General features: G+C 70.4%; 25 protein-coding genes. 18 read left to right on the top strand and 7 right to left on the bottom strand.

Annotated features, from left to right (window positions below):
• Positions 1–88 precede the first annotated feature (88 nt).
• The 3 genes from ABT122_RS17735 to ABT122_RS17725 all read right to left on the bottom strand — a co-directional run bounded on the left by ABT122_RS17735 (position 89) and on the right by ABT122_RS17725 (position 3,264).
• A complete protein-coding gene (locus ABT122_RS17735) occupies positions 89–1,114 on the bottom strand; it encodes a 6-phosphofructokinase (RefSeq protein ID WP_351552354.1) in 1,026 nt (341 codons plus the stop codon).
• Between the two features lie 145 nt (positions 1,115–1,259).
• Positions 1,260–1,988, bottom strand: coding sequence for a type 1 glutamine amidotransferase (locus ABT122_RS17730; RefSeq protein WP_351552351.1), 729 nt, complete (start codon positions 1,986–1,988; stop codon positions 1,260–1,262).
• Between the two features lie 37 nt (positions 1,989–2,025).
• A complete protein-coding gene (locus ABT122_RS17725) occupies positions 2,026–3,264 on the bottom strand; it encodes a MurT ligase domain-containing protein (protein WP_351552348.1) in 1,239 nt (412 codons plus the stop codon).
• A gap of 114 nt (positions 3,265–3,378) precedes the next feature.
• Between ABT122_RS17725 and def the strand changes: the two genes are divergently transcribed.
• Entirely contained in the window at positions 3,379–3,930 is a 552-nt protein-coding gene (gene def, locus ABT122_RS17720) for a peptide deformylase (RefSeq protein ID WP_351552345.1), read from the top strand.
• A gap of 136 nt (positions 3,931–4,066) precedes the next feature.
• Here def and ABT122_RS17715 read toward each other — a convergent pair whose 3' ends face one another.
• Entirely contained in the window at positions 4,067–4,729 is a 663-nt protein-coding gene (locus ABT122_RS17715) for a TetR/AcrR family transcriptional regulator (RefSeq protein WP_351552342.1), read from the bottom strand.
• 176 nt (positions 4,730–4,905) lie between these two features.
• Here ABT122_RS17715 and ABT122_RS17710 point away from each other — a divergent pair, with 176 nt between their 5' ends.
• Positions 4,906–6,144 (top strand): acyl-CoA dehydrogenase family protein, encoded by a 1,239-nt coding sequence (locus ABT122_RS17710; protein WP_351552339.1) that lies wholly within the window; start codon positions 4,906–4,908, stop codon positions 6,142–6,144.
• Between the two features lie 11 nt (positions 6,145–6,155).
• On the opposite strand, the gene ABT122_RS17705 is transcribed toward ABT122_RS17710, so the two are convergent.
• The 3 genes from ABT122_RS17705 to ABT122_RS17695 form a co-directional block, all read right to left on the bottom strand.
• Positions 6,156–7,514, bottom strand: coding sequence for a tyrosine-type recombinase/integrase (locus ABT122_RS17705; protein ID WP_351552336.1), 1,359 nt, complete (start codon positions 7,512–7,514; stop codon positions 6,156–6,158).
• A gap of 3 nt (positions 7,515–7,517) precedes the next feature.
• A complete protein-coding gene (locus ABT122_RS17700) occupies positions 7,518–7,940 on the bottom strand; it encodes a hypothetical protein (RefSeq protein WP_351552333.1) in 423 nt (140 codons plus the stop codon).
• Between the two features lie 106 nt (positions 7,941–8,046).
• Positions 8,047–8,562, bottom strand: a complete 516-nt coding sequence (locus ABT122_RS17695; protein WP_351552330.1) for a helix-turn-helix transcriptional regulator — start codon at positions 8,560–8,562, stop codon at positions 8,047–8,049.
• Between the two features lie 181 nt (positions 8,563–8,743).
• On the opposite strand from ABT122_RS17695, the gene ABT122_RS17690 reads away from it, so the two are divergent.
• The 16 genes from ABT122_RS17690 to ABT122_RS17615 all read left to right on the top strand — a co-directional run bounded on the left by ABT122_RS17690 (position 8,744) and on the right by ABT122_RS17615 (position 17,913).
• On the top strand, positions 8,744–8,956 hold the full coding sequence (locus ABT122_RS17690) for a helix-turn-helix domain-containing protein (protein WP_351552327.1): 213 nt from the start codon (positions 8,744–8,746) through the stop codon (positions 8,954–8,956).
• Complete coding sequence (locus ABT122_RS17685) at positions 8,953–9,216, top strand: hypothetical protein (RefSeq protein WP_351552324.1); 264 nt, start codon at positions 8,953–8,955, stop codon at positions 9,214–9,216. Before ABT122_RS17690 ends, ABT122_RS17685 begins: the two co-directional genes overlap by 4 nt.
• A gap of 165 nt (positions 9,217–9,381) precedes the next feature.
• On the top strand, positions 9,382–9,756 hold the full coding sequence (locus ABT122_RS17680; protein WP_351552321.1) for a hypothetical protein: 375 nt from the start codon (positions 9,382–9,384) through the stop codon (positions 9,754–9,756).
• 8 nt (positions 9,757–9,764) lie between these two features.
• Positions 9,765–10,553: a hypothetical protein gene (locus ABT122_RS17675; protein WP_351552318.1), complete on the top strand. Its 789-nt coding sequence runs from the start codon at positions 9,765–9,767 to the stop codon at positions 10,551–10,553.
• A 5-nt stretch (positions 10,554–10,558) separates the two neighbouring features.
• Positions 10,559–10,786: a hypothetical protein gene (locus tag ABT122_RS17670; RefSeq protein WP_351552315.1), complete on the top strand. Its 228-nt coding sequence runs from the start codon at positions 10,559–10,561 to the stop codon at positions 10,784–10,786.
• On the top strand, positions 10,779–11,123 hold the full coding sequence (locus ABT122_RS17665) for a hypothetical protein (protein WP_351552312.1): 345 nt from the start codon (positions 10,779–10,781) through the stop codon (positions 11,121–11,123). The genes ABT122_RS17670 and ABT122_RS17665 overlap by 8 nt, the downstream gene beginning before the upstream one ends.
• Positions 11,120–11,680, top strand: a complete 561-nt coding sequence (locus ABT122_RS17660) for a hypothetical protein (protein WP_351552309.1) — start codon at positions 11,120–11,122, stop codon at positions 11,678–11,680. The genes ABT122_RS17665 and ABT122_RS17660 overlap by 4 nt, the downstream gene beginning before the upstream one ends.
• Before the next feature lie 2 nt (positions 11,681–11,682).
• Entirely contained in the window at positions 11,683–12,714 is a 1,032-nt protein-coding gene (locus tag ABT122_RS17655) for a YqaJ viral recombinase family nuclease (RefSeq protein ID WP_351552443.1), read from the top strand.
• Positions 12,715–12,799: 85 nt separating this feature from the next.
• Positions 12,800–13,486: an ERF family protein gene (locus ABT122_RS17650; RefSeq protein ID WP_351552306.1), complete on the top strand. Its 687-nt coding sequence runs from the start codon at positions 12,800–12,802 to the stop codon at positions 13,484–13,486.
• Positions 13,483–14,211, top strand: a complete 729-nt coding sequence (locus ABT122_RS17645; protein ID WP_351552303.1) for an exonuclease domain-containing protein — start codon at positions 13,483–13,485, stop codon at positions 14,209–14,211. Before ABT122_RS17650 ends, ABT122_RS17645 begins: the two co-directional genes overlap by 4 nt.
• Positions 14,208–14,843, top strand: a complete 636-nt coding sequence (locus tag ABT122_RS17640) for a hypothetical protein (protein WP_351552300.1) — start codon at positions 14,208–14,210, stop codon at positions 14,841–14,843. The genes ABT122_RS17645 and ABT122_RS17640 overlap by 4 nt, the downstream gene beginning before the upstream one ends.
• A complete protein-coding gene (locus ABT122_RS17635) occupies positions 14,840–15,280 on the top strand; it encodes a hypothetical protein (protein WP_351552297.1) in 441 nt (146 codons plus the stop codon). The genes ABT122_RS17640 and ABT122_RS17635 overlap by 4 nt, the downstream gene beginning before the upstream one ends.
• Positions 15,277–15,534, top strand: a complete 258-nt coding sequence (locus ABT122_RS17630) for a hypothetical protein (protein ID WP_351552295.1) — start codon at positions 15,277–15,279, stop codon at positions 15,532–15,534. The genes ABT122_RS17635 and ABT122_RS17630 overlap by 4 nt, the downstream gene beginning before the upstream one ends.
• Positions 15,531–15,848: a hypothetical protein gene (locus tag ABT122_RS17625; RefSeq protein ID WP_351552293.1), complete on the top strand. Its 318-nt coding sequence runs from the start codon at positions 15,531–15,533 to the stop codon at positions 15,846–15,848. Before ABT122_RS17630 ends, ABT122_RS17625 begins: the two co-directional genes overlap by 4 nt.
• Complete coding sequence (locus ABT122_RS17620; protein WP_351552291.1) at positions 15,848–16,141, top strand: hypothetical protein; 294 nt, start codon at positions 15,848–15,850, stop codon at positions 16,139–16,141. Before ABT122_RS17625 ends, ABT122_RS17620 begins: the two co-directional genes overlap by 1 nt.
• A 17-nt stretch (positions 16,142–16,158) precedes the next feature.
• Positions 16,159–17,913: an AAA family ATPase gene (locus tag ABT122_RS17615; RefSeq protein WP_351552288.1), complete on the top strand. Its 1,755-nt coding sequence runs from the start codon at positions 16,159–16,161 to the stop codon at positions 17,911–17,913.
• The last annotated feature ends 28 nt before the right edge of the window (positions 17,914–17,941 follow it).

Genomic DNA, 17,941 nt, shown 5'->3' with positions numbered 1-17,941 from the left:
TGTGCGGCTTGCCGGAACCAGACTAGAGCCGCCCCCGGCCGCGATCACGACCGGGGGCGGTTCCGCGCGGTTCACCGCCGCCGGGGGCTCACACCACGCACTGGGCCTCGGCGTACCGCTCGGCCGGGACGGTCTTCAGCGTCTCCACGGCGTGGGCCAGCGGCACCATCACGATCTCCGTGCCGCGCAGCGCGGTCAGCATGCCGAACTCGCCCCGGTGCGCCGCCTCCACCGCGTGCCAGCCGAAGCGGGTGGCGAGCACCCTGTCGTACGCGGTCGGGGTGCCGCCGCGCTGCACATGGCCGAGGATCACCGGCCGCGCCTCCTTGCCGAGGCGCTCCTCCAGCTCCACGGAGAGCTGGCGGGCGACCCCGGCGAAGCGCTCGTGGCCGTAGACGTCCTTGCCGCCCTCGTCCCAGCGCATCGAGCCCTCGACGGGCTTGGCGCCCTCGGCGACCACCACGATCGCGAACCGCTTGCCCGCCTCGAACCGCGCGCCGACCCGCTTCGCCAGCGCGCCGATGTCGAAGGGCCGCTCGGGCACGACGATCGCGTGCGCCCCCGCCGCCATGCCGGAGTGCAGGGCGATCCAGCCGGTGTGCCGGCCCATGACCTCCACGATCAGCACCCGCTGGTGGGACTCGGCGGTGGTCTTCAGCCGGTCCAGCGCCTCGGTGGCGACCCCCACGGCGGTGTCGAAGCCGAAGGTGACATCGGTCGACGCGATGTCGTTGTCGATGGTCTTGGGCACCCCGACGATCGGCAGACCGCCCTCGGAGAGCAGATGGGCCGCCTTGAGCGTGCCCTCGCCGCCGATCGGGATGATCGCGTCGAGCCCCAGGTCGGCGACGTGCCCCAGGGCGCGCTCCACCCCGCCGCGGAGATCCTCGGGGCGGACCCGGGAGGAGCCGAGGATGGTGCCGCCCCGGGCGAGAATGCCGCTCACGGCGTCCAGGTCGAGCTTGCGGTAGTCGCACTCCAGCAGGCCCCGCCAGCCGTCGTGGAAGCCGATGACCTCGTCACCGTGGTCGACGACAGCGCGATGCACGACGGAGCGGATGACGGCGTTCAGGCCGGGGCAGTCGCCGCCGGAGGTGAGCACACCAATGCGCATTGCCCGAAATACCTTTGCAACGTGGGCCGACTCCCGGACCACGTCGTCCGGCTGGTTTTCCGTCACCCTACCGGCGGTCGGTGGCGGGAACCGAATGGGGCGTCCCATCAGATGGGACGCCCCGGGAGCCCTCGGCGGGCCGGCCTCAGGCGGGCTGGGTCGCCGCGGCGATGCGCTCGTCGCGCAGCGCCTCGTACCAGCGGTCGTCCGTCGGCGGCAGCGCGTTGACATCGAGCGCCAGCTTCAGCAGCAGATCCGCGATCTGCGGGTTCCGGGCCATGACCGGGCCGTGCATGTACGTGCCGAAGATGGTGCCGTTGTACGCGCCCTCGGTGCCGTCGCCGGTGCCGTTGCCCCGGCCGATGAGGGTCCGGGCGAAGGGGCGGGCGGTGGGGCCGAGGTGGGTGACGCCCTGGTGGTTCTCGAAACCGGTCAGCTGCGGCAGCCCGAAACGGGGGTCGATATCGGCCAGTACGTCACCGACGCACCGCTCGCCCTCGCCCCGGGTGGAGACCACGTCGATCAGCCCGAGGCCGGGCTCGCGCTCACCGAGGTCGTTGATGAACTCCTGGCCCAGGATCTGGTAGCCGGCGCAGACCGAGAAGATGATCGCGCCGTTGGAGGCGGCCCGGGCGAGCCCCCCGTCCCGGCGCAGCCGCTCGGCGGCCAGCCGCTGCGGGCGGTCCTCGCCGCCGCCGATCAGGTAGATGTCGCCCGAGGTCGGGATCGGCTGGTCGCTGCGCACGTCGACTCGCTGCACATCGAGCCCGCGCTGCCGGGCCCGGCGCTCCACGACCAGGGCGTTCCCCTGGTCGCCATAGGTGCTGAGCAGGTCCGGGTAGACCCAGACCAGACGCAGACTGCTGTCGCTCATGTCTGTGATGTCCTTAAAGTCTCTGCGGCTCGTCGGATCAGTTGCCGACGCGGCGGCGCACGTCCTGGAAGGCGGTGTAGTTGCCGATCAGCTCGATCCGTCCCGGCGGGGCGTTGCGCACGGCGTCGTCCACGGTGTCGTACACCCGGAAGTCCAGGCCGGCGACCTCCAGCCGGACGGCCAGGTCGAGCCTGCGGTCGCCGATCACGGAGATCGGGTGGCCCGCGAGCCGGGTGTAGTCGACGTCCCAGAGCCAGGAGGTGTCGGTGCCGTCCGCGCCCCGGGCGTTGACCGCGAGGATCACCGGGGTCGGCGGCGGGTCGATCAGGGAGAAGGTCTCCAGCCAGCCCGCCGGGTTCTTGGCGAGCAGCAGCCGCAGATCGCGCTCCAGGAAGCTGACCACGTCGTAGCGGCCGGCCACGGCCTGCACCGAGTACATCCGCTCCAGCGCCACCTGCGGCGGAACGCCGAAGCAGGCGGCCACGGCGGCGGAGGTGGCGGCGTTGGCCTTGTTGGCGCGGCCGGGCAGCTGGAGCCGGATCGGCCAGGCCGAACCGTGCGGGTCCAGGACGTAGTCGCCGCTGAGCACCCAGCTCGGGGTGGGGCGGCGGAAGCCGCACTCGCCGCAGAACCAGTCATCGCCCGGGCGCTGCATCACACCGCCGCAGGACGGGCACGACCAGGCGTCGTCCTTCCACTCCTGGCCGGCCGCCACCCACACCACGTGCGGGGAGGAGGAGGCGGACCAGACGATCAGCGGGTCGTCGGCGTTGGCGATCACGACCGCCTTGGAGCCGGCCAGCCCCTCCCGCCACTTCTCCGCGAGCATCCGGGTCTCCGCCGCGCGGTCCAGCTGGTCGCGGGAGAGGTTGAGCAGCGCGATCGCCTTGGGCGTCACATCGCGCGCCACCCCGGCGAGGTACTTCTCGTCCACCTCGATCACACCGAACTTGGCATCCGAGCCGCCCGCGAGGGCGGAGGTGATACCGGCCGGCATATTGGCGCCCAGCGCGTTGGAGACGACCGGGCCCGCGGCGCGCAGCGCCTCGGCGATCAGTCGCGTGGTGGTGGTCTTGCCGTTGGTGGCCGACACGAGGACGACGTCCAGGTGTTGCGCCAGCCGCCCGAGCAGATCCGGGTCGAGCTTGAGCGCGACCCGGCCGCCGATCACCGAGCCGCTGCCGCGTCCGGCGGCGCGGGAGACCGCCGCTGCGGCTCTGCCGGCCGTCACGGCGAGCTTGGCGCGCGGCGTCAGTGGCTCCGAGTTGCCTGACATCGTCCTTGATCCTCCTTGCATCGGTCGGCCCAAGCCTATCCACGTCCGGACCCGCCCCCGAACCTCGGCACCGCCCGGAACGCCGGACCCCCGGCTGAACGTAGGCTTGGCGCCATGCGAAACCGGCCGATCCCCGGCAGTTCCGGACTCGTGCGGCCCATGAGCCTGCTCGGGGACGCGGTGCTGCACAGCCCCTGTGAGAGTGTCACCGACTTCGGTCCCGCGCTCGGGCGGCTCATCGAGGACCTGTACGCCACGATGTACGCCGCCCAGGGTGTGGGGCTCGCGGCCAACCAGGTCGGCGTGGGGCTGCGGGTCTTCGTCTACGACTGCCCCGACGACGACGATGTACGCCATCTCGGACATGTCGTCAATCCGAGGCTGACCGAGGCGGACGGGGTGGTGGTGCGGGGCCCCGAGGGGTGTCTGTCGCTGCCGGGCCTCGAAGCGGGGACGGAGCGGTTCGACCACGCGGTGGTGGAGGGGGTGCGGATGGACGGTACGCCGGTGCGGGTGGCGGGTACCGGCTTCTTCGCCCGCTGCCTCCAGCACGAGTACGACCATCTGGAGGGGCTGGTCTATCCGGACCGGCTCACCGGGCTGCGCCGTTCCCGGCTGCTGCGCTCGGCCCGCCGGGCGCCCTGGTCCCGCCCCGGCGACCGCTGAGCACCGCCGCGCCGCACCGGGTCCGCGGTGCGGACGGGGCCGGAGGGGGTGCCGGAAGGCGGGTGGATCGGGCGGGGTGCCGGAAGGCGCGGGCGGGCCGGAGGGGGCGCCGGAGGGCGGGTGGATCGGACGGGTGTCAGAAGCCGGGCCCGCCCGCCCGGTCCGGGACCGCGGCGAGCCGCCCCCAGAGCAGATCCGCCAGGCTGCGCACCAACTCCGCGCGCGAGCAGGGGCGCTCGTTCAGCCACCAGTCCCCGGCGGCGTGCATCATGCCGACGATGCCATGGCCCCAGACCCGGGCCAGCCGCTCCCCGTCGGGTCCCAGGTCGACCCGGTCGTGGATCACCTTCGCCAGCTCCTCGCCCAGCCTCCGCAGCAGCGGCGCCGAGTGGCGGCCCACGTCGAAGCCGGCCTCGGGCGAGCCGGGCTCCGGCTGCTGGGTGTCCTCCGCGGGGTGCATCAGGAAGCGGTACACCTGCGGCCGGGTCTCGATGGCCGCGAGATAGGTGTCGAGCGTCGCCTCGATCCGCTCCCGCCGGTCCGCCGGCGCGTCCAGCGCGGCGCGCAGGGAGTCGAGCAGCGCGTCGGTGTGGCGCTTGGCCAGGGCCCGGTAGAGGCCGCCCTTGTCGCCGAAGTGCCGGTACAGGATCGGCTTGGTGATCCCCGCCTCCGCCGCGATGGCGTTCATGGAGGCCTTCGGGCCGTCCCGGAGCACCACCCGGTCCGCGGCTTCCAGCAGCTCCCGGCGGCGCTGATCGGCCGGCCGAGCCTGATCGGAGGACTGCTGTGTGATCTCCATCGGTGCATCTCCCCGCCCGAGCGATTGCGTCACGCCTGCGCAAACTAACACTCCGCACCCGGCCGGGGGATCGGTCCCGTCCCGGTTGACACACCCTTCCCACCGGCAACACACTGCCGTTACCGCAAGTAACGTCCAGTGCCTCCGTCCGGGGGCTCCGCAGCGCTGGAGGGGACATGGCCGGGTTCACCCTCGAACTCAACGACGACCAGACGCAGATCCGCGACTGGCTCCACGGCTTCGCCGCCGAGGTCATGCGCCCGGCCGCCGCCGAGTGGGACGAGCGCGAGGAGACCCCCTGGCCGGTGATCCAGGAGGCGGCCAGGGCCGGCATCTACTCGCTCGACTTCTACGCCCAGCAGTTCTTCGATCCCACCGGCCTCGGCATCCCGCTGGCCATGGAGGAGCTGTTCTGGGGCGACGCGGGCATCGGCCTCTCCATCGTGGGCACCGGACTGGCCGCCGTCGGCGTCCTCGCCAACGGCACCGAGGAACAGATCGGCACCTGGATACCCCAGATGTACGGCGACGCCGACGATGTCCGGGTCGCGGCCTTCTGCTCCTCCGAACCCGACGCCGGCTCGGACGTGGGCGCCATGCGCACCCGGGCCGTGCACGACCCGGCCAGGGACGAATGGGTGCTCAACGGCACCAAGACCTGGGCGACCAACGGGGGCATCGCCGGTGTCCATGTCGTCGTCGCGGTCGTCGACCCCGGGATCGGCACCAAGGGCCACGCCTCCTTCGTCGTCCCGCCCGGCACCCCCGGCCTCACCCAGGGCCAGAAGTTCAGAAAGCACGGCATCCGCGCCTCCCACACCGCCGAGGTCGTCCTCCGGGACGTCCGGGTCCCCGGGCACTGCCTCCTCGGCGGCAAGGAGAAGCTGGACGAACGCCTCGCCCGCGCCCGGGAGTGCCGCGCGGACGGCCCGGGGCGCGGCGGCGAGCGGCTGAGGAACGCCGCCATGGCCACCTTCGAGGCCTCCCGCCCCGCCGTCGGCGCGATGGCGGTCGGCACCGCGCGCGCCGCCTACGAGGTCGCCCTCGACTACGCCCGCACCCGCACCCAGTTCGGCCGTCCGATCATCGACAACCAGGGCATCGCCTTCCAGCTCGCCGACATGCGCACCCGGATCGACGCGGCCCGCCTCCTGGTCTGGCGCGCCTCCTGGATGGCGGCCACCGGAAAGCCCTTCACCTCGGCCGAGGGCTCCATGTCCAAGCTCTACGCGAGCGAGACCGCCACCGCGGTCACCGCCCAGGCGGTCCAGATCCTGGGCGGCAACGGCTACACCCGTGAGTACCCGGTGGAGCGGATGCACCGGGACGCGGCGATCTACACCATCTTCGAGGGCACCAGCGAGATCCAGCGCCTGGTCATCGCCCGCACCCTCTCCGGCCTCCCGATCCGCTGACTTTCACCAGGTCAGTGGCTAGCCATCGTGCCGCCGACTGAGCCAGCTGATGGCGCTGCCGAACATCGCTGGGCAGCGGCCAGAGCTTCTGGGAGATTTTTGGGAGATCGTTTCCGCCGACCGGGTGCCAGGGGCGGATAGGGGCCGTACTCACGACGATCCGGTACCACCTTGAGTGAACTCTCCCAGAGGTGCTGAAGACGCGCCGCGATCGCCAGCTCCATCGAGACGGTCACATGGGAGTACGTCCCCTCAACGCCCGGCAGCACATGTCCCATGCGAGCCTCTACCGCTACTCGGGGGTGGCCGCCCTCGTCAAGCCACACCTTCTGGCTGTGCCGCAGACCGTGAGGGGTGAGTCCTTCTGTCCCCGTCACAGGCCGGATGCCCAGCCGGGCCTTGGCCCCTCGCACTATGCCGCGTGGTGCTCGGCCAACGCACATGGGATGCCATATATACGAGTACCAGTCGCCACCCCGCAGGAGACGGCCTCCTTTGGGGGCGGTGAAAACCCACTCCCCGGCCGGCCGATAGCCGATGACCTGGCTGAGGAGGCTGGCCAGGAACGGCGGGATGATGAGCCCCCGTCCCGAGTCGTACTTCGCCGGAATCTGGGTGAAGGCCCCATGGACGTACTGCGCCTGGTCTCGCAGGAAGATCCGTGCTCCAGCGCCGGCGTCTTTGAGCTGCAGCTGGTCCCGATGGAGCCCGGCCACCTCGCCGATCCGTAGACCGGTGTACGCGGACGTCAGGACGAGGGCGTACTGGTTGATGCCGTGCATCGCCAGCCCGTTGCGCGCGATGAGAAGGGCCTGGCGAGGCGTTGCCGTGACCCTCTCCTCAGCCGTGGTGCGCGGAACGTACCGCCCCCGACGCCCTCCCTTGCGGGTGCCAACGGGATTGTCGGCACGAAGCCTCTCGCTGACGGCGTCTTCCATCAGAGTTCGAAACGTGGACATGATGCCGTCCGCGTAGTTCTTCGAGAAACGAGAGCGCAGCTCCTTCTCCCATGCCGCGATCTCTGCCCTGGAAAGTTCCCTGATCTTTACGGCACCCCACTCCGGAAGGATGTGATTCTTGATTCGAAGGCGGTACTCCTTCTCCGTTAGCGGTCCGACGTCGATGGCCTTCAGCCAGATCGCAACCCATTGAGCGAGCGTCCTATCGCCGTCGCGAGGGTTAATAAAGGTGCCGCGGTGTACGTCGGTCTCCTGCGCGTGGCCATACTTTTCGGCTGACCTCTCCGTTGTGAAGCGGTTGCCAGCATCATCTCTGCTTGTCGACCCGTATCTGCCATTGGGCAACTTGTACTTAACTCGCCAGTACCAGCGCTTGTCTTTTTCGGACCATCGTTTCTCGGCGTGAGCCACGACCTAGATCCCCTCCCGGCGCACCCACGTCTTGGAGCGCTTGATGAGGAACCTCTCGTACGCACGTCGGCCGGCCTCTGTGATCTCGTCCTCGTGGAAGACGATGGTGACGACATCCAGGGCGTCTTGGATCATCACACGGGCGCCTTGGGGGAGATCGCGGCGGCGGATGACACGGATCTGAGGCGCTGGAGGCAGGGCGGCGAGTAGTGACGGGTCGACTACCTCGTACCAACCCTGAGCCTCGATGGTGAACCCGGCGGACAGTTCGTCCACGACAGTCGGGGCGAGATCATCTTCGTTGAAACCGAGGACTGTCTCAATCGGCTGTCGCAGTCCTGCTGCCTCTGCCTCTTCGGTGTAGGTGTCCTCTGCGGTCACTGTCCCGGACGGGATCTTGTGACTGCGCACCACGCGGACGCGCATATGCATGACAATGCCCCCCAAGATACGAAGGTGGCCCCCTCGTTGGTGGGATCATGCAATCATATGCTTCCGCTTCTGTGGAGTGCTTTTTTGAAATGATGAACTGTCAGGAAGTCGAATCCCCTTCGCCGGATTCCAACTTCCTTAGGGCTCGGTCCTTTTGGCGCCAGGCTTGAGCATAGCGACGCATGTCTTCAGGGGTGGCATCCGACGGGCCTTTAACGATCACGATCAGCTGGGCTGATGATCCCTCTTGGGTCAGGTCGTAGACGCCCGACCCCAGGATTTGCCCCTCCCGCAGCTCTTCGGCAATGAGCGGGGGGAGCGCGGGTGTCTCCTGCTCCTCCTGGGGAGGCTCATCCCCGCCCGCGCGGGGGTAGTCCTCCACATAGGACGGTTCTTCACCCGCGAGCACGGCCTCGGGGGAGTCCTCCGTCCAGCCGACGATCCGAGCCATGGCTCGGATCGTCGGCGTCACTTTGGCGAACGGCTTGCCGGCCTCGACGGACTGCACGGTCGACAGGGAGACGCCTACCCGGTCCGCGAGTTGCGGCTGTGTCATGCGGCGCGCTTCTCGGGCTGCTTGCAGGTGGTTACCGAGCGCTGGCCAGTTCCATGTCATGCCTCCACATCTTGCCGCAGTTTTATGCAACCACACAGCCAGCTTTCGGGCGTGTGACCTGGGCGCATGGCTCAGAAACTGTGGCCCGAGGTTGCATGCGGACGCTTGTTCCCACGGAAACTGTGGGTAGATCGTAGGCACATTGCTTGCACCTTGGGGGTGCAACCCTTAGATTCTGGGTGTGACAGTGAACGGCGCAGCAGTGCGAGCCCTCAGGGAAGCTCAGAATCTGGGCCTTCGAGGGTTGGAGACGAAGACCGGCCTCACTCGCGGCTACCTCTCGCGACTGGAGCGCGGAGAAGTCAGGCGACCTGCCCCGGAGAAGATCCGGCGGATCGCTGAAGCACTGCGGGTGCCGACTGCCGCTATCGATCCTCCAGAGGAGACGCAGTGAGCACGATCACCCAGGGGCGCGAAACTGCCCCCGACGAGGCTCTGATCAGGCACTACACGCCAGAGGAGCTGGTCGATCCCAACGGCCCGTTCCGGCTCCCCACCACCGCCCGGATGCTCCGCGAGGCCGCCTACGCCCGCCGCATCCCCTTCTCCCGGTGGGGCGGTCGGATCACCTTCCGTATCGAGCACGTCCGCGCGTTCGGCGAGCAGTTCGACGTACAGCCGCTCTCGATCAAGAAGCCTCGCCGCGCTGGCTGACCCAAAAGAGTCGGGGCCGCCCCGGACCGGGCCTGGTCCGTACGCGACCCCTGCGCATCACACCCATTCCGATCGCAACACCGATCGAAAGGACGGACACATGTCCTCCATCATCACATCCCTCGGCCGCTCTCGGCGGCCCGCCCAGGGCCCCGGTGATCTCCGATGACCGCGACGGCCAGCCTGCCCAGCGCGTGGACCGCTCAGGCGGCCGAGGCACTGCGTGCGGCCGCCGATCACCGCGCGGCGATCACCGCGATGCTCGGCTACTTGCCCCTGCCGGCGCCCACCGTCGTGGCCCGCCCGGAGGCGGTCTACGTGTCCGTCGCGAAGGCGGATGACCTCGGGTGCTGGCTGGAGGCGCTCGGCGGAGAGATCCACCGGTCCGTGCCGTTCGAGGGCGTGCAGCTGTGGAGCCTCCGAACTTTCACCCCACCGGGGGCCTCTGGGGCCCGAGTCCCGATCCGTGTGTCGGTGCCGTTGCCGGTGGGCGAGTCCGTGATGCCGGAGCTGGCGCGCGCCCTGGCGGTGGCGGCGTGAGCGGGGCGATGCGTGCGGCCGCTGGTGTGATCCAGGCGGCGCAGGAGCAGGGCCAGCTCTCGGCGGCGGCGATCGCGGCGGCTCTGGATGCGGCGCGTCTGCTCCAGTCCCCGGAGACAGCGGGCGAGCTGGTGGAGCTGCGGGAGACGTTGGAGCAGCGGACGGAGCTGCTGCTCGCGGTCCAGTCGATGGCGCGGAAGCTGCGTCGGGAAGCCGGCGGGCGCAAGGAGTACGGGGCGCGGCTGAAGGCCGAGAACGCCGAGCTCGCCAATCGCGGTGCGCGCGGGACCGCGCTGCTGGGTGAGCGGACGCGGGACCTGATCGCGATGGAGCGGGCGCGGAACACCGCAATCGGTCGGGCCGCCGACGAGACGGCTGAGCTGGACCGTCTCCGGGGCCGGGTCGCGGAGCTGGAGACGGAACTCGCGGAGTACGTGGGCCTGGAGCCCACGGTCGCCGAGGAGCTGGCGTTCCTGCGCGGCTGCGTGGGGGCGGTGCACGACGTGTGCGACGCCGCGGCGCGGCGCGGGATCGTCTCCGGCGGGCCCTTCACGGTGGAGGCGGTGCGGGTCGCCGCTGACGGCGGGGCCGCATACGCAGGGACTACGCCTCCGCCCCGGCGGGACAAGGCGCTGCCTGCGCGGGATGTTCTGTGCTCCTGCGGTCATACCGGTGTGGATCACCACCACGGTGATACGAAGCGCTGGGCTCACCTGCCGAAAGAGCTCGGCGATCCGATCTTGATCTGCCCCTGCGCGTCATTCTCCGTGACCTCCCCCGAGGGCGGTGACCGGTGATGCTCGTGACCCGCATCGTGATCGTCGCGCTCTGCGCATACGGCATCGGGCTCGCGTTGGTGTTCCGCGCTCTGCCCGCGCTGGCGCACCTGATCCACCACCGCGCTGAGGCGCCGGCCGTGCCGTCCCTGATCACCCTCTCCACCTGCACCGCGTGCCCGCGCCCCGTGCCGACCGGTACCGCGCGCTGTGGCTACTGCCACCCGACTCCTCTGGGAGACTCCCATGTCTGACCGTGCCGTGTCCGGGCCGATCCCGATCTACATCGACTCCACCCCGAGCGGACCGGTGCTCGACCTGTCCGCGCTCACCTCGCTGGCGATCGCCGACGTCCTGGAGGCGCTCCTCGACCCGGCCGACGCTGATCTGTGGGACCGGCTGGTGGACCTGGCGACCGAAACCCGGGCGCCCGCCGAGGGCCGGCTCCCGTTCGAGGAGCTGGTGGCCGACCTCACGGGCCGCGCCTCCAGCAGGGTCCCGCTGTACGGGACGAAAGCCCGCGAGCTGGCGGAGCGGCTCATCGCCGCCGCCGGGCCCCGCGCGGTGACCTCCGAGCGAGGTGCCGCATGAGCGCCCGTGACCCCCGATCCTTCGTCGCTGAGCTAGTCGTCCGTCTTGGCTACTCGCACGACACGGCGGAAGCTCTCGTGCAGCAGGCGCTGGACGCCGAGCGCGCCGAGGTGCTGCGGGAGGCTGCCGACCAGCTCGATCTGGCTGCCGAGTGCATGACGGCATCGGCTTGGTCGCCGACCGAGCACGCTGCGGCCCGCGAGTGGCGCGCCGCCGCCGACGAACTCCGCCGCATGGCCGACGAGACCGCCGGAGGGAAGGACACCCAGCCGGGCGAGTCCACCAGCCCGGCCGAGTCGACTCCGCTCACCGTCTACCGCGCATCGCACGACTCGATCGGGGTGGGCCTCTACACCACGGCCGCTGCCGCGCGTGCGCACTGCGAAGCGTACGTCCGCCGCGAGATCGGCGACGAGGGAGCTCTGGACTGGATCGAGGACGACGAGGACGGCGTCGCCGAGCTGGTTGCCGAGATCGGCGGCGCCGAGGACACGACGGGCTACGTCGTGATGTCGCTGACCGTGGCCTCCGTGTATGACGAGGAGGCTGACGAGTGACGATGACACCGATGGCCGGGCCCACCACGGGCCCGGCCCCCGGCCGCCGGGTCACACCCACCGGCCGCCTCATCCTCCCCGCCGACGCCGACCGCGCCGACTGGCTCCGAGCCCGCACCTACGGCATCGGCTCCTCCGACACCCCCGCCCTCCTCGGCGTCGTCAAAGAGCGCACCCCCACCCACGTCTACCTCGACAAGCGCGGCGAACTCCCCGACGACGCAGGCGAGCCCGCGTTCTGGGGCACCATCCACGAGGAGCCCGTCGCCCGCCACTGGGCCATGCGGAACCGCAGCGTGATCCGCCGCGTCGGACTCGTCGCCCACGTCGACCACCCCCACCGCATGACCACCCTCGACCGGCGCGTCACCGAATGCCCCCTCGCCGAAGACGGGCGCATCCCGTGCGCGCTGGAGGTCAAGACCCGCTCCGCGTTCAAGGCCGCGCGGTGGCACGCCGGACCGCCTGACGACGTCCTCGCGCAGATCCTCCACCAGATCAGCGTCTGCGGCTACGAGCACATGCACTACGCCGTCCTCATCGGCGGCAACGAGTATCACCAGGGCGTGGTCCGCGCGGACCAGTACGCGGACGTCACCGCCGACATCGAGGCCGCCGTGGACCGGTTCTGGTTCGACCACGTCCGCGCCGCCGTGCCCCCGCCGCTTGCCGGCGACGGTGACGCACTCGCCGCGATGTTCCGGCGGATGCACCCGACCCGGGCCGGCGCGGTGGACATCGACCGCCACGGCGACGCCCTCGACGCCCTCGCGGACTACGAGCGCGAGCGCACCGCCGAGGGAGCGGCGAAGAAGGCGAAGGCCACCGCGCGGGCCCGGCTCCTCGCCGTCCTCGGCCCGGCGCAGCAGGCTCTCATCGGCGGCGAGCGCGCCTTCTCCGTCGAGCCGACGGCCGGGCGCCCGGCGGTCGATCTCGAACTCCTCGCCGAGCGCTACCCGGACGCCTACGCGGCCTGTGTCATCGCCAAACCGGGCGAGCGCCTCGACATCGCCAAGACCTTTAAGGGGATCTGACATGGGACTGCGCGAGAACGCAGCCGCAGCCGCCGGCCGAGATGTGGACACCACGCCACTCAGCACAGATATAGAGCAGAGCCCGTTGTCAGACCCGTTGGCGGACTACGAGCCCGGCGACGACGACCCGGAGATGGTGCCCGTCCACATCGCGTGGCTGCGGGTCCGGAAGGAAGTCCGGGCCATCGCCAAGGGCGAGTTGTACAACGGTGGCGGAACCCGCTTCAACTTCCGCGGCGTCGACACCGTCGTCAACACCTTCGGGCCGGTCACGCTGAAGCACGGCGTCAACGTCTTCCCCGTCGGCATCGAGGCGGAGCACCGGGACACCACCACGTCCAAGGGCAACAAGATGCGCGAGTGCACCGTCACCGTGTCCTGGATGATCCTGGGCCCGATGGGCGACACCCTGCCCGCTCTGCTGAAGACCCGGGGCGAAGCCCTCGATTCGGCCGACAAGGGCACCGCGAAGGCGCAGTCTGTCGCGCTGCGGGTGCTGTTGCTGACGGGCGGGCTGACGCCGACGCACGACAAGGACCCTGATGCCTCGCACGTCGACCGCGGCGCGGACCCGCTGCCGACTGCGACCGACTACCGCGACGAAATCCTGAAGCCCGGAACCTCCCGGCAGCGGCTCGCACAGATCAACTACGAGATCAAGCAGAACGGCATCTACGGCACGATCATCGTGAACGAGGTCAACGAGGACGAGCAGCTCGGCGCGTTCCTGTTCCGGATCGGCCAGGAGCGCATCCAGGGCGGTGCCGCATGACCTGGCACCTCGGCCGCATGTGCGGCTTCGACCTGGAGACCACCGGCGTCGACACCGAGCAGGACCGCATCGTCACCGCCTGCGTCGTCCAGTGCGGCGGCAGCCAGCCCACCGCCTCCGCGACCTGGCTCGCCGACCCCGGCATCGACATCCCCGATGGCGCGGCCGCCGTCCACGGCATCACCACCGACCAGGCCCGGACCGACGGCCGCCCGGCCGCCGAGGTCGTAGAGCAGGTCATCGCCGCGCTCACCCAGGTCGTCCGCGACGGCATACCCGTCGTGGCGATGAACGCTGCGTTCGACCTCACCATGCTCGACCGCGAGGCGCGCCGGCACGGCGTCCAGCCGCTGACCGACATCGTCGGCGACCAGCTGCGTGTCATCGATCCGCGGGTCCTCGACAAGCACACCGATCCGTACCGGCGGGGTGGGCGGAAGCTCGACGACCTCTGCCGCACCTACCGCGTGCCGCTGGACGGGGCGCACTCGGCAGACGCCGACGCCATCGCCGCATGCAGGGTCGCATGGCGTATCGGACAGGGCGTGCCGGAGATCGGCGGCGCGGCGCTCGATGTCCTCCACGGCCGGCAGATCGAGTGGGCCCGCGAGCAGGCCGAATCCCTGGCCGCGTACTTCGCCCGGACGCCCGGCAAGGAGTCGTGGGCGGCCGGCGTGCGGACCGAGTGGCCGCTGATCCCCCACCCCCGAGGCGGTGTCCAGTGACCGCCCCCACCACCCCCGTGGCCGGGATGCCCACCCTCCCGGCCACGGCCGGGCCCCGGCCCCGGCCCCGGCCCCGGGTCATCGGCCTCGATGTCGCTATGGGCATCACCGGCATCGCCGGAGAGGGCTGGACCGACCACGTCAAGGCGAAGGGCACCAGCCAGCACAGCAGGTTCGAGCAGCAGCTCGCGGGCATCGGGGACCACATCCGTCACGCCGACTTCGTGGTGATCGAGGGCGCCGCCTACGGCCACAACAACAGCGGCGCCGACGCGCTCGCCGCGATGCGCTGGATGGTCCGCCACGACCTCTGGAAGCGCCGCATCCCGTACGCCGTCATCACCCCCGGCCAGCGCATGATCTACGCCGTCGGCACCGCCGCCCCCAAAGACGAGACGACCGGAGCCCGGCTCCGCGGGGACGCCCTGAAGGGCGCACTCCGCACCGCCGTCGCCAAGACCTACGGCATCCACACCGAGGGCACCGCCCGGTACGACGAGGCCGACGCCTACATCCTCATGGCGATGGGTGTGCACTGGCTCGGATGGCCGCTCGCCGTCGTCGGCGACGACCGCCGGCGGGCGCTCGACTCGGTGCGCTGGCCCGACCGCGCCACGGTGGTGACCCAGTGAAGCCCCGCGCGACCCACATCGCTGCGCTCCTGCGCGCCGGGCACTCGAACGCCGACATATCCCGCCGGACCCACGTCGACCCCCACACCATCGCCGCGATCCGCACCGATCTCGGCATCCCGAAGACCCGCCGTGGCCGGAGCCCGGTGTTCGCATCCCCCGAGGCCGCGTACTGGGCCCGCACCACACCAGACGGCGTCCACCTCCAGTGGACCGGCCGCAGGGACACCTTCGGGACTGCGGTCTTCGATCACCGCTGCCGTACTCACACCGCGCTGCGAATCGCGTTCCAGATCCGGCACGGCCGCGAGCCAGTGGGCAAGGTCCGCGCCGGCTGCGACTACCCGCGCTGCGTCGCCCCCGGCTGCGTCGAAGACCAGCCCATGCGCGCCCGCAACAAGACGGCCTTCGCCGCGATCTTCGGGCAGGCGTCATGACCGGGCGCCAGACCCTGACCGGCGCACTCGCCGTCGACCTCGGCGACGGCCGCGAGATCCGCCACGGCCAGCGCGCCGGCCACATCCACTACACCCGCCAGCCCCGCGCCGTCTACACCTGCCTCCTCTGCCACCAGCAGGAAGGCCCCGTCACCGGCGCCGAAACCGTACAGCGCTTCGTGGACTCGGTCCGCACCATTCACGCCGCCCGCTGCACCGCGGCAGCACCCACCACCGAAAGGCAGGCCGCATGATCCACATCGACGCCGACATCAAGTTCGACTCCAAAGTCCTCACCGACGTAGCCGAGGCACTCGAACCACACGCCACCGAGATGTTCCGTCAGCGGCGCGGACGGTGGATGGCCGTCGTTGAGCTGGCCCACGTCGAGCGCACCGAGCCTGGGCCCGATGAGGACAAGGCCCCCGCTGTCAAGGTCCGCATCACCAGCATCGAAGTCGCCGGAGACGAGATCAGCGGCGGACGACTCCGCGGCATCCAGCGGGAGATGTACGACCGGCGCACCAGCAGCGGGACGCTCTTCCAGAGCGACGCCCAGAGCGCCTGATGGCCGGCCGTCGCACGCCGGGCGCCGCCGACTCCCGGTGCCCGGCGTGCACGGCCCCCATCCTCCGCCAATGGGTCGGCCGCGTAGCCGCACTCCACGTCACCGCGGACCTCACCCCCATCGATCCCGCCCGCGAGCACGAGCACCGCGCACCCAACCGGCTCACCTGGTGCCTGCTCACCGGCCCCTGGCGGCCCCCCGAACTCCGCTGGCGCTGCTGGAGCCGCACCTGCGGCCACCAGATCGTCACCGAACACCGCTGCCCACCCGCCGACCCCACCACCCTGTTCTGAACTGAGGAGCCCGCACCGTGGAGAACGTCCGCCACATGAACCACCGCGACCCAGCGGACCCGGCGGACTTCGACGTCCTCAGCACCCAGGCCCCTCACGACACCGAAGCCGAAGCGCTCGTCATCGGCGCCGTCATGCACGACGCAGCCGCCTACCACGCCTGCGCCGCGATCATCGACCGAGACGACTTCTACCACCCCGCCCACCGGCTCCTCTGGGACACCGTCGCCGGACTCGTCGCCGCCGGCACCCCGCCCCACCCCGTCCTCATACGCGCCGAGATCGACAACCTCGGCCGTCTCCGCGAGGTAGAGGGCGGCAACACCATCAACAGACTCGGAGCCGACTACCTTCCCGCCACCAGCGCCCCCCACTTCGCCGAACAGATCTCCGAAGCCGCCCGCAAGCGGCGCTACGACGAACACGCCAACCGGCTCAAGTCGGCCGTGCTCAGCGGCGCCCCCGGCGAAGACCTCGACGCCCTCGTCGCCGACTTCACCCACGCCGAGCAGCTCCGCGAGTCCACCGGTCACGGCCCCGCACACCTCGTCGCAGCCATCCTCAACTGGGGCACCTTCTTCGCCACCGACTTCGGAGCCATCCAGCTCCTCCCCGGCAAGCTCATGGGCCCCGGCCAACAGATCACCGTCGTCGGCGACGGCAAAGCGGGCAAGAGCCTGTTCTGCCAGGAATGGATGTGGCGCATGGCCACCGGACAGTCCTTCCTCGGAGACAAGCCACAAGCCCCCGTGCGCATCCTCTACCTCGACGCCGAGAACGGCCAGGAACAGGTACAGGAACGATTCCTGTCCTTCGGCGCCGGACCGCTCACCATGGGCGAACTCCAGTACGCCTCCTTCCCACCCGTACGCCCCCTCGACACCGCCGCCGGCGGCGCCGACCTTCTCGCCCTCGTGAAAGCCACTGAAGCCGACCTTGTCGTCATCGACACCGTCTCCCGCTTCATCTCCGGCCCCGAGAACGACGCCGATACCTGGCTCGGGCTGTACCGCCACACCCTGCTCCCCCTCAAACGCGATCGCGTCGGCTCCATCCGCCTCGACCACTTCGGCAAGGACAAGGACCGCGGCGGACGCGGCTCCTCCGCGAAGACGCAGGACGTCGACCACGTCTGGGAACTCTCCTACCAAGGCGGCGGCGCCCTCACCCTCAAGCGCACCCACACCCGCACCGGCATCGGCCCCGACCACTTCAGCCTGCTCCGCCAGTCCCAGCGCGACGGCGACAACTGGGCCGTCGGCGGCACCCGGCACGTCGTCATGACCCACGAGGCCCCGAGCGGCATGGCCGCCGTCCCCGGGACGGTGGAGCACATCATCAGCGTCCTCGACCGCGCGCGCGTGCCCAACGACGCGAGCAACAGGGCAGTCCGTCAAACCCTCGTTGACCTCCAGGTGCCAGCGGGCAACGCCAAGATCGCCGACGCCGTCGCGATTCGCAAAGCGCGTCCGGAATCATCCAGTATCGACCGTTCCCCGAAAGCGTTCCCCGAGCCCCTTCCCGAGGGCGTTCCCGGAACGCGTTCCCGGAACACGCCCGGAACAGAAGAAACCCCAGCTCAGATGGTTCCCGGAACACCTGCGGAACACCCAGGAACACCCCCCGTTCCCCACGTTCCCCCCTCGAAGAGGGGGAACGGGGAGGGAACGCCGGAACGCACAGACCCCCTCTGCACCACCTGCACCCGCCCACTCGACCCCACCTGGGCCGCCTACGGCCACACCACCCACACCACCTGCACCACCACCTGACCAACCACCCCACCACCAACCCCCCGGA

Origin of the sequence: Streptomyces sp. NPDC001985 (assembly GCF_040296845.1) — a bacterium.
Classification (GTDB): domain Bacteria; phylum Actinomycetota; class Actinomycetes; order Streptomycetales; family Streptomycetaceae; genus Streptomyces.
The sequence above is the reverse complement of the archived record's forward strand: the minus strand, read 5'-3'. Positions and strand labels throughout refer to the sequence as shown.

Excerpts from the sequence above, each read along its gene's own strand:
- ABT122_RS17675 (WP_351552318.1), top strand. The coding sequence starts at position 9,765 with ATGCGTGCGGCCGCTGGTGTGATCCAGGCGGCGCAGGAGCAGGGCCAG.
- ABT122_RS17620 (WP_351552291.1), top strand. The coding sequence starts at position 15,848 with ATGGCCGGCCGTCGCACGCCGGGCGCCGCCGACTCCCGGTGCCCGGCG.
- ABT122_RS17625 (WP_351552293.1), top strand. The coding sequence starts at position 15,531 with ATGATCCACATCGACGCCGACATCAAGTTCGACTCCAAAGTCCTCACC.
- ABT122_RS17730 (WP_351552351.1), bottom strand. The coding sequence starts at position 1,988 with ATGAGCGACAGCAGTCTGCGTCTGGTCTGGGTCTACCCGGACCTGCTC.
- ABT122_RS17660 (WP_351552309.1), top strand. The coding sequence starts at position 11,120 with ATGAGCGCCCGTGACCCCCGATCCTTCGTCGCTGAGCTAGTCGTCCGT.
- ABT122_RS17645 (WP_351552303.1), top strand. The coding sequence starts at position 13,483 with ATGACCTGGCACCTCGGCCGCATGTGCGGCTTCGACCTGGAGACCACC.
- ABT122_RS17630 (WP_351552295.1), top strand. The coding sequence starts at position 15,277 with ATGACCGGGCGCCAGACCCTGACCGGCGCACTCGCCGTCGACCTCGGC.
- ABT122_RS17735 (WP_351552354.1), bottom strand. The coding sequence starts at position 1,114 with ATGCGCATTGGTGTGCTCACCTCCGGCGGCGACTGCCCCGGCCTGAAC.
- def (WP_351552345.1), top strand. The coding sequence starts at position 3,379 with ATGCGAAACCGGCCGATCCCCGGCAGTTCCGGACTCGTGCGGCCCATG.
- ABT122_RS17725 (WP_351552348.1), bottom strand. The coding sequence starts at position 3,264 with ATGTCAGGCAACTCGGAGCCACTGACGCCGCGCGCCAAGCTCGCCGTG.
- ABT122_RS17655 (WP_351552443.1), top strand. The coding sequence starts at position 11,683 with ATGACACCGATGGCCGGGCCCACCACGGGCCCGGCCCCCGGCCGCCGG.
- ABT122_RS17680 (WP_351552321.1), top strand. The coding sequence starts at position 9,382 with ATGACCGCGACGGCCAGCCTGCCCAGCGCGTGGACCGCTCAGGCGGCC.
- ABT122_RS17700 (WP_351552333.1), bottom strand. The coding sequence starts at position 7,940 with ATGCGCGTCCGCGTGGTGCGCAGTCACAAGATCCCGTCCGGGACAGTG.
- ABT122_RS17695 (WP_351552330.1), bottom strand. The coding sequence starts at position 8,562 with ATGACATGGAACTGGCCAGCGCTCGGTAACCACCTGCAAGCAGCCCGA.
- ABT122_RS17710 (WP_351552339.1), top strand. The coding sequence starts at position 4,906 with ATGGCCGGGTTCACCCTCGAACTCAACGACGACCAGACGCAGATCCGC.
- ABT122_RS17715 (WP_351552342.1), bottom strand. The coding sequence starts at position 4,729 with ATGGAGATCACACAGCAGTCCTCCGATCAGGCTCGGCCGGCCGATCAG.
- ABT122_RS17665 (WP_351552312.1), top strand. The coding sequence starts at position 10,779 with ATGTCTGACCGTGCCGTGTCCGGGCCGATCCCGATCTACATCGACTCC.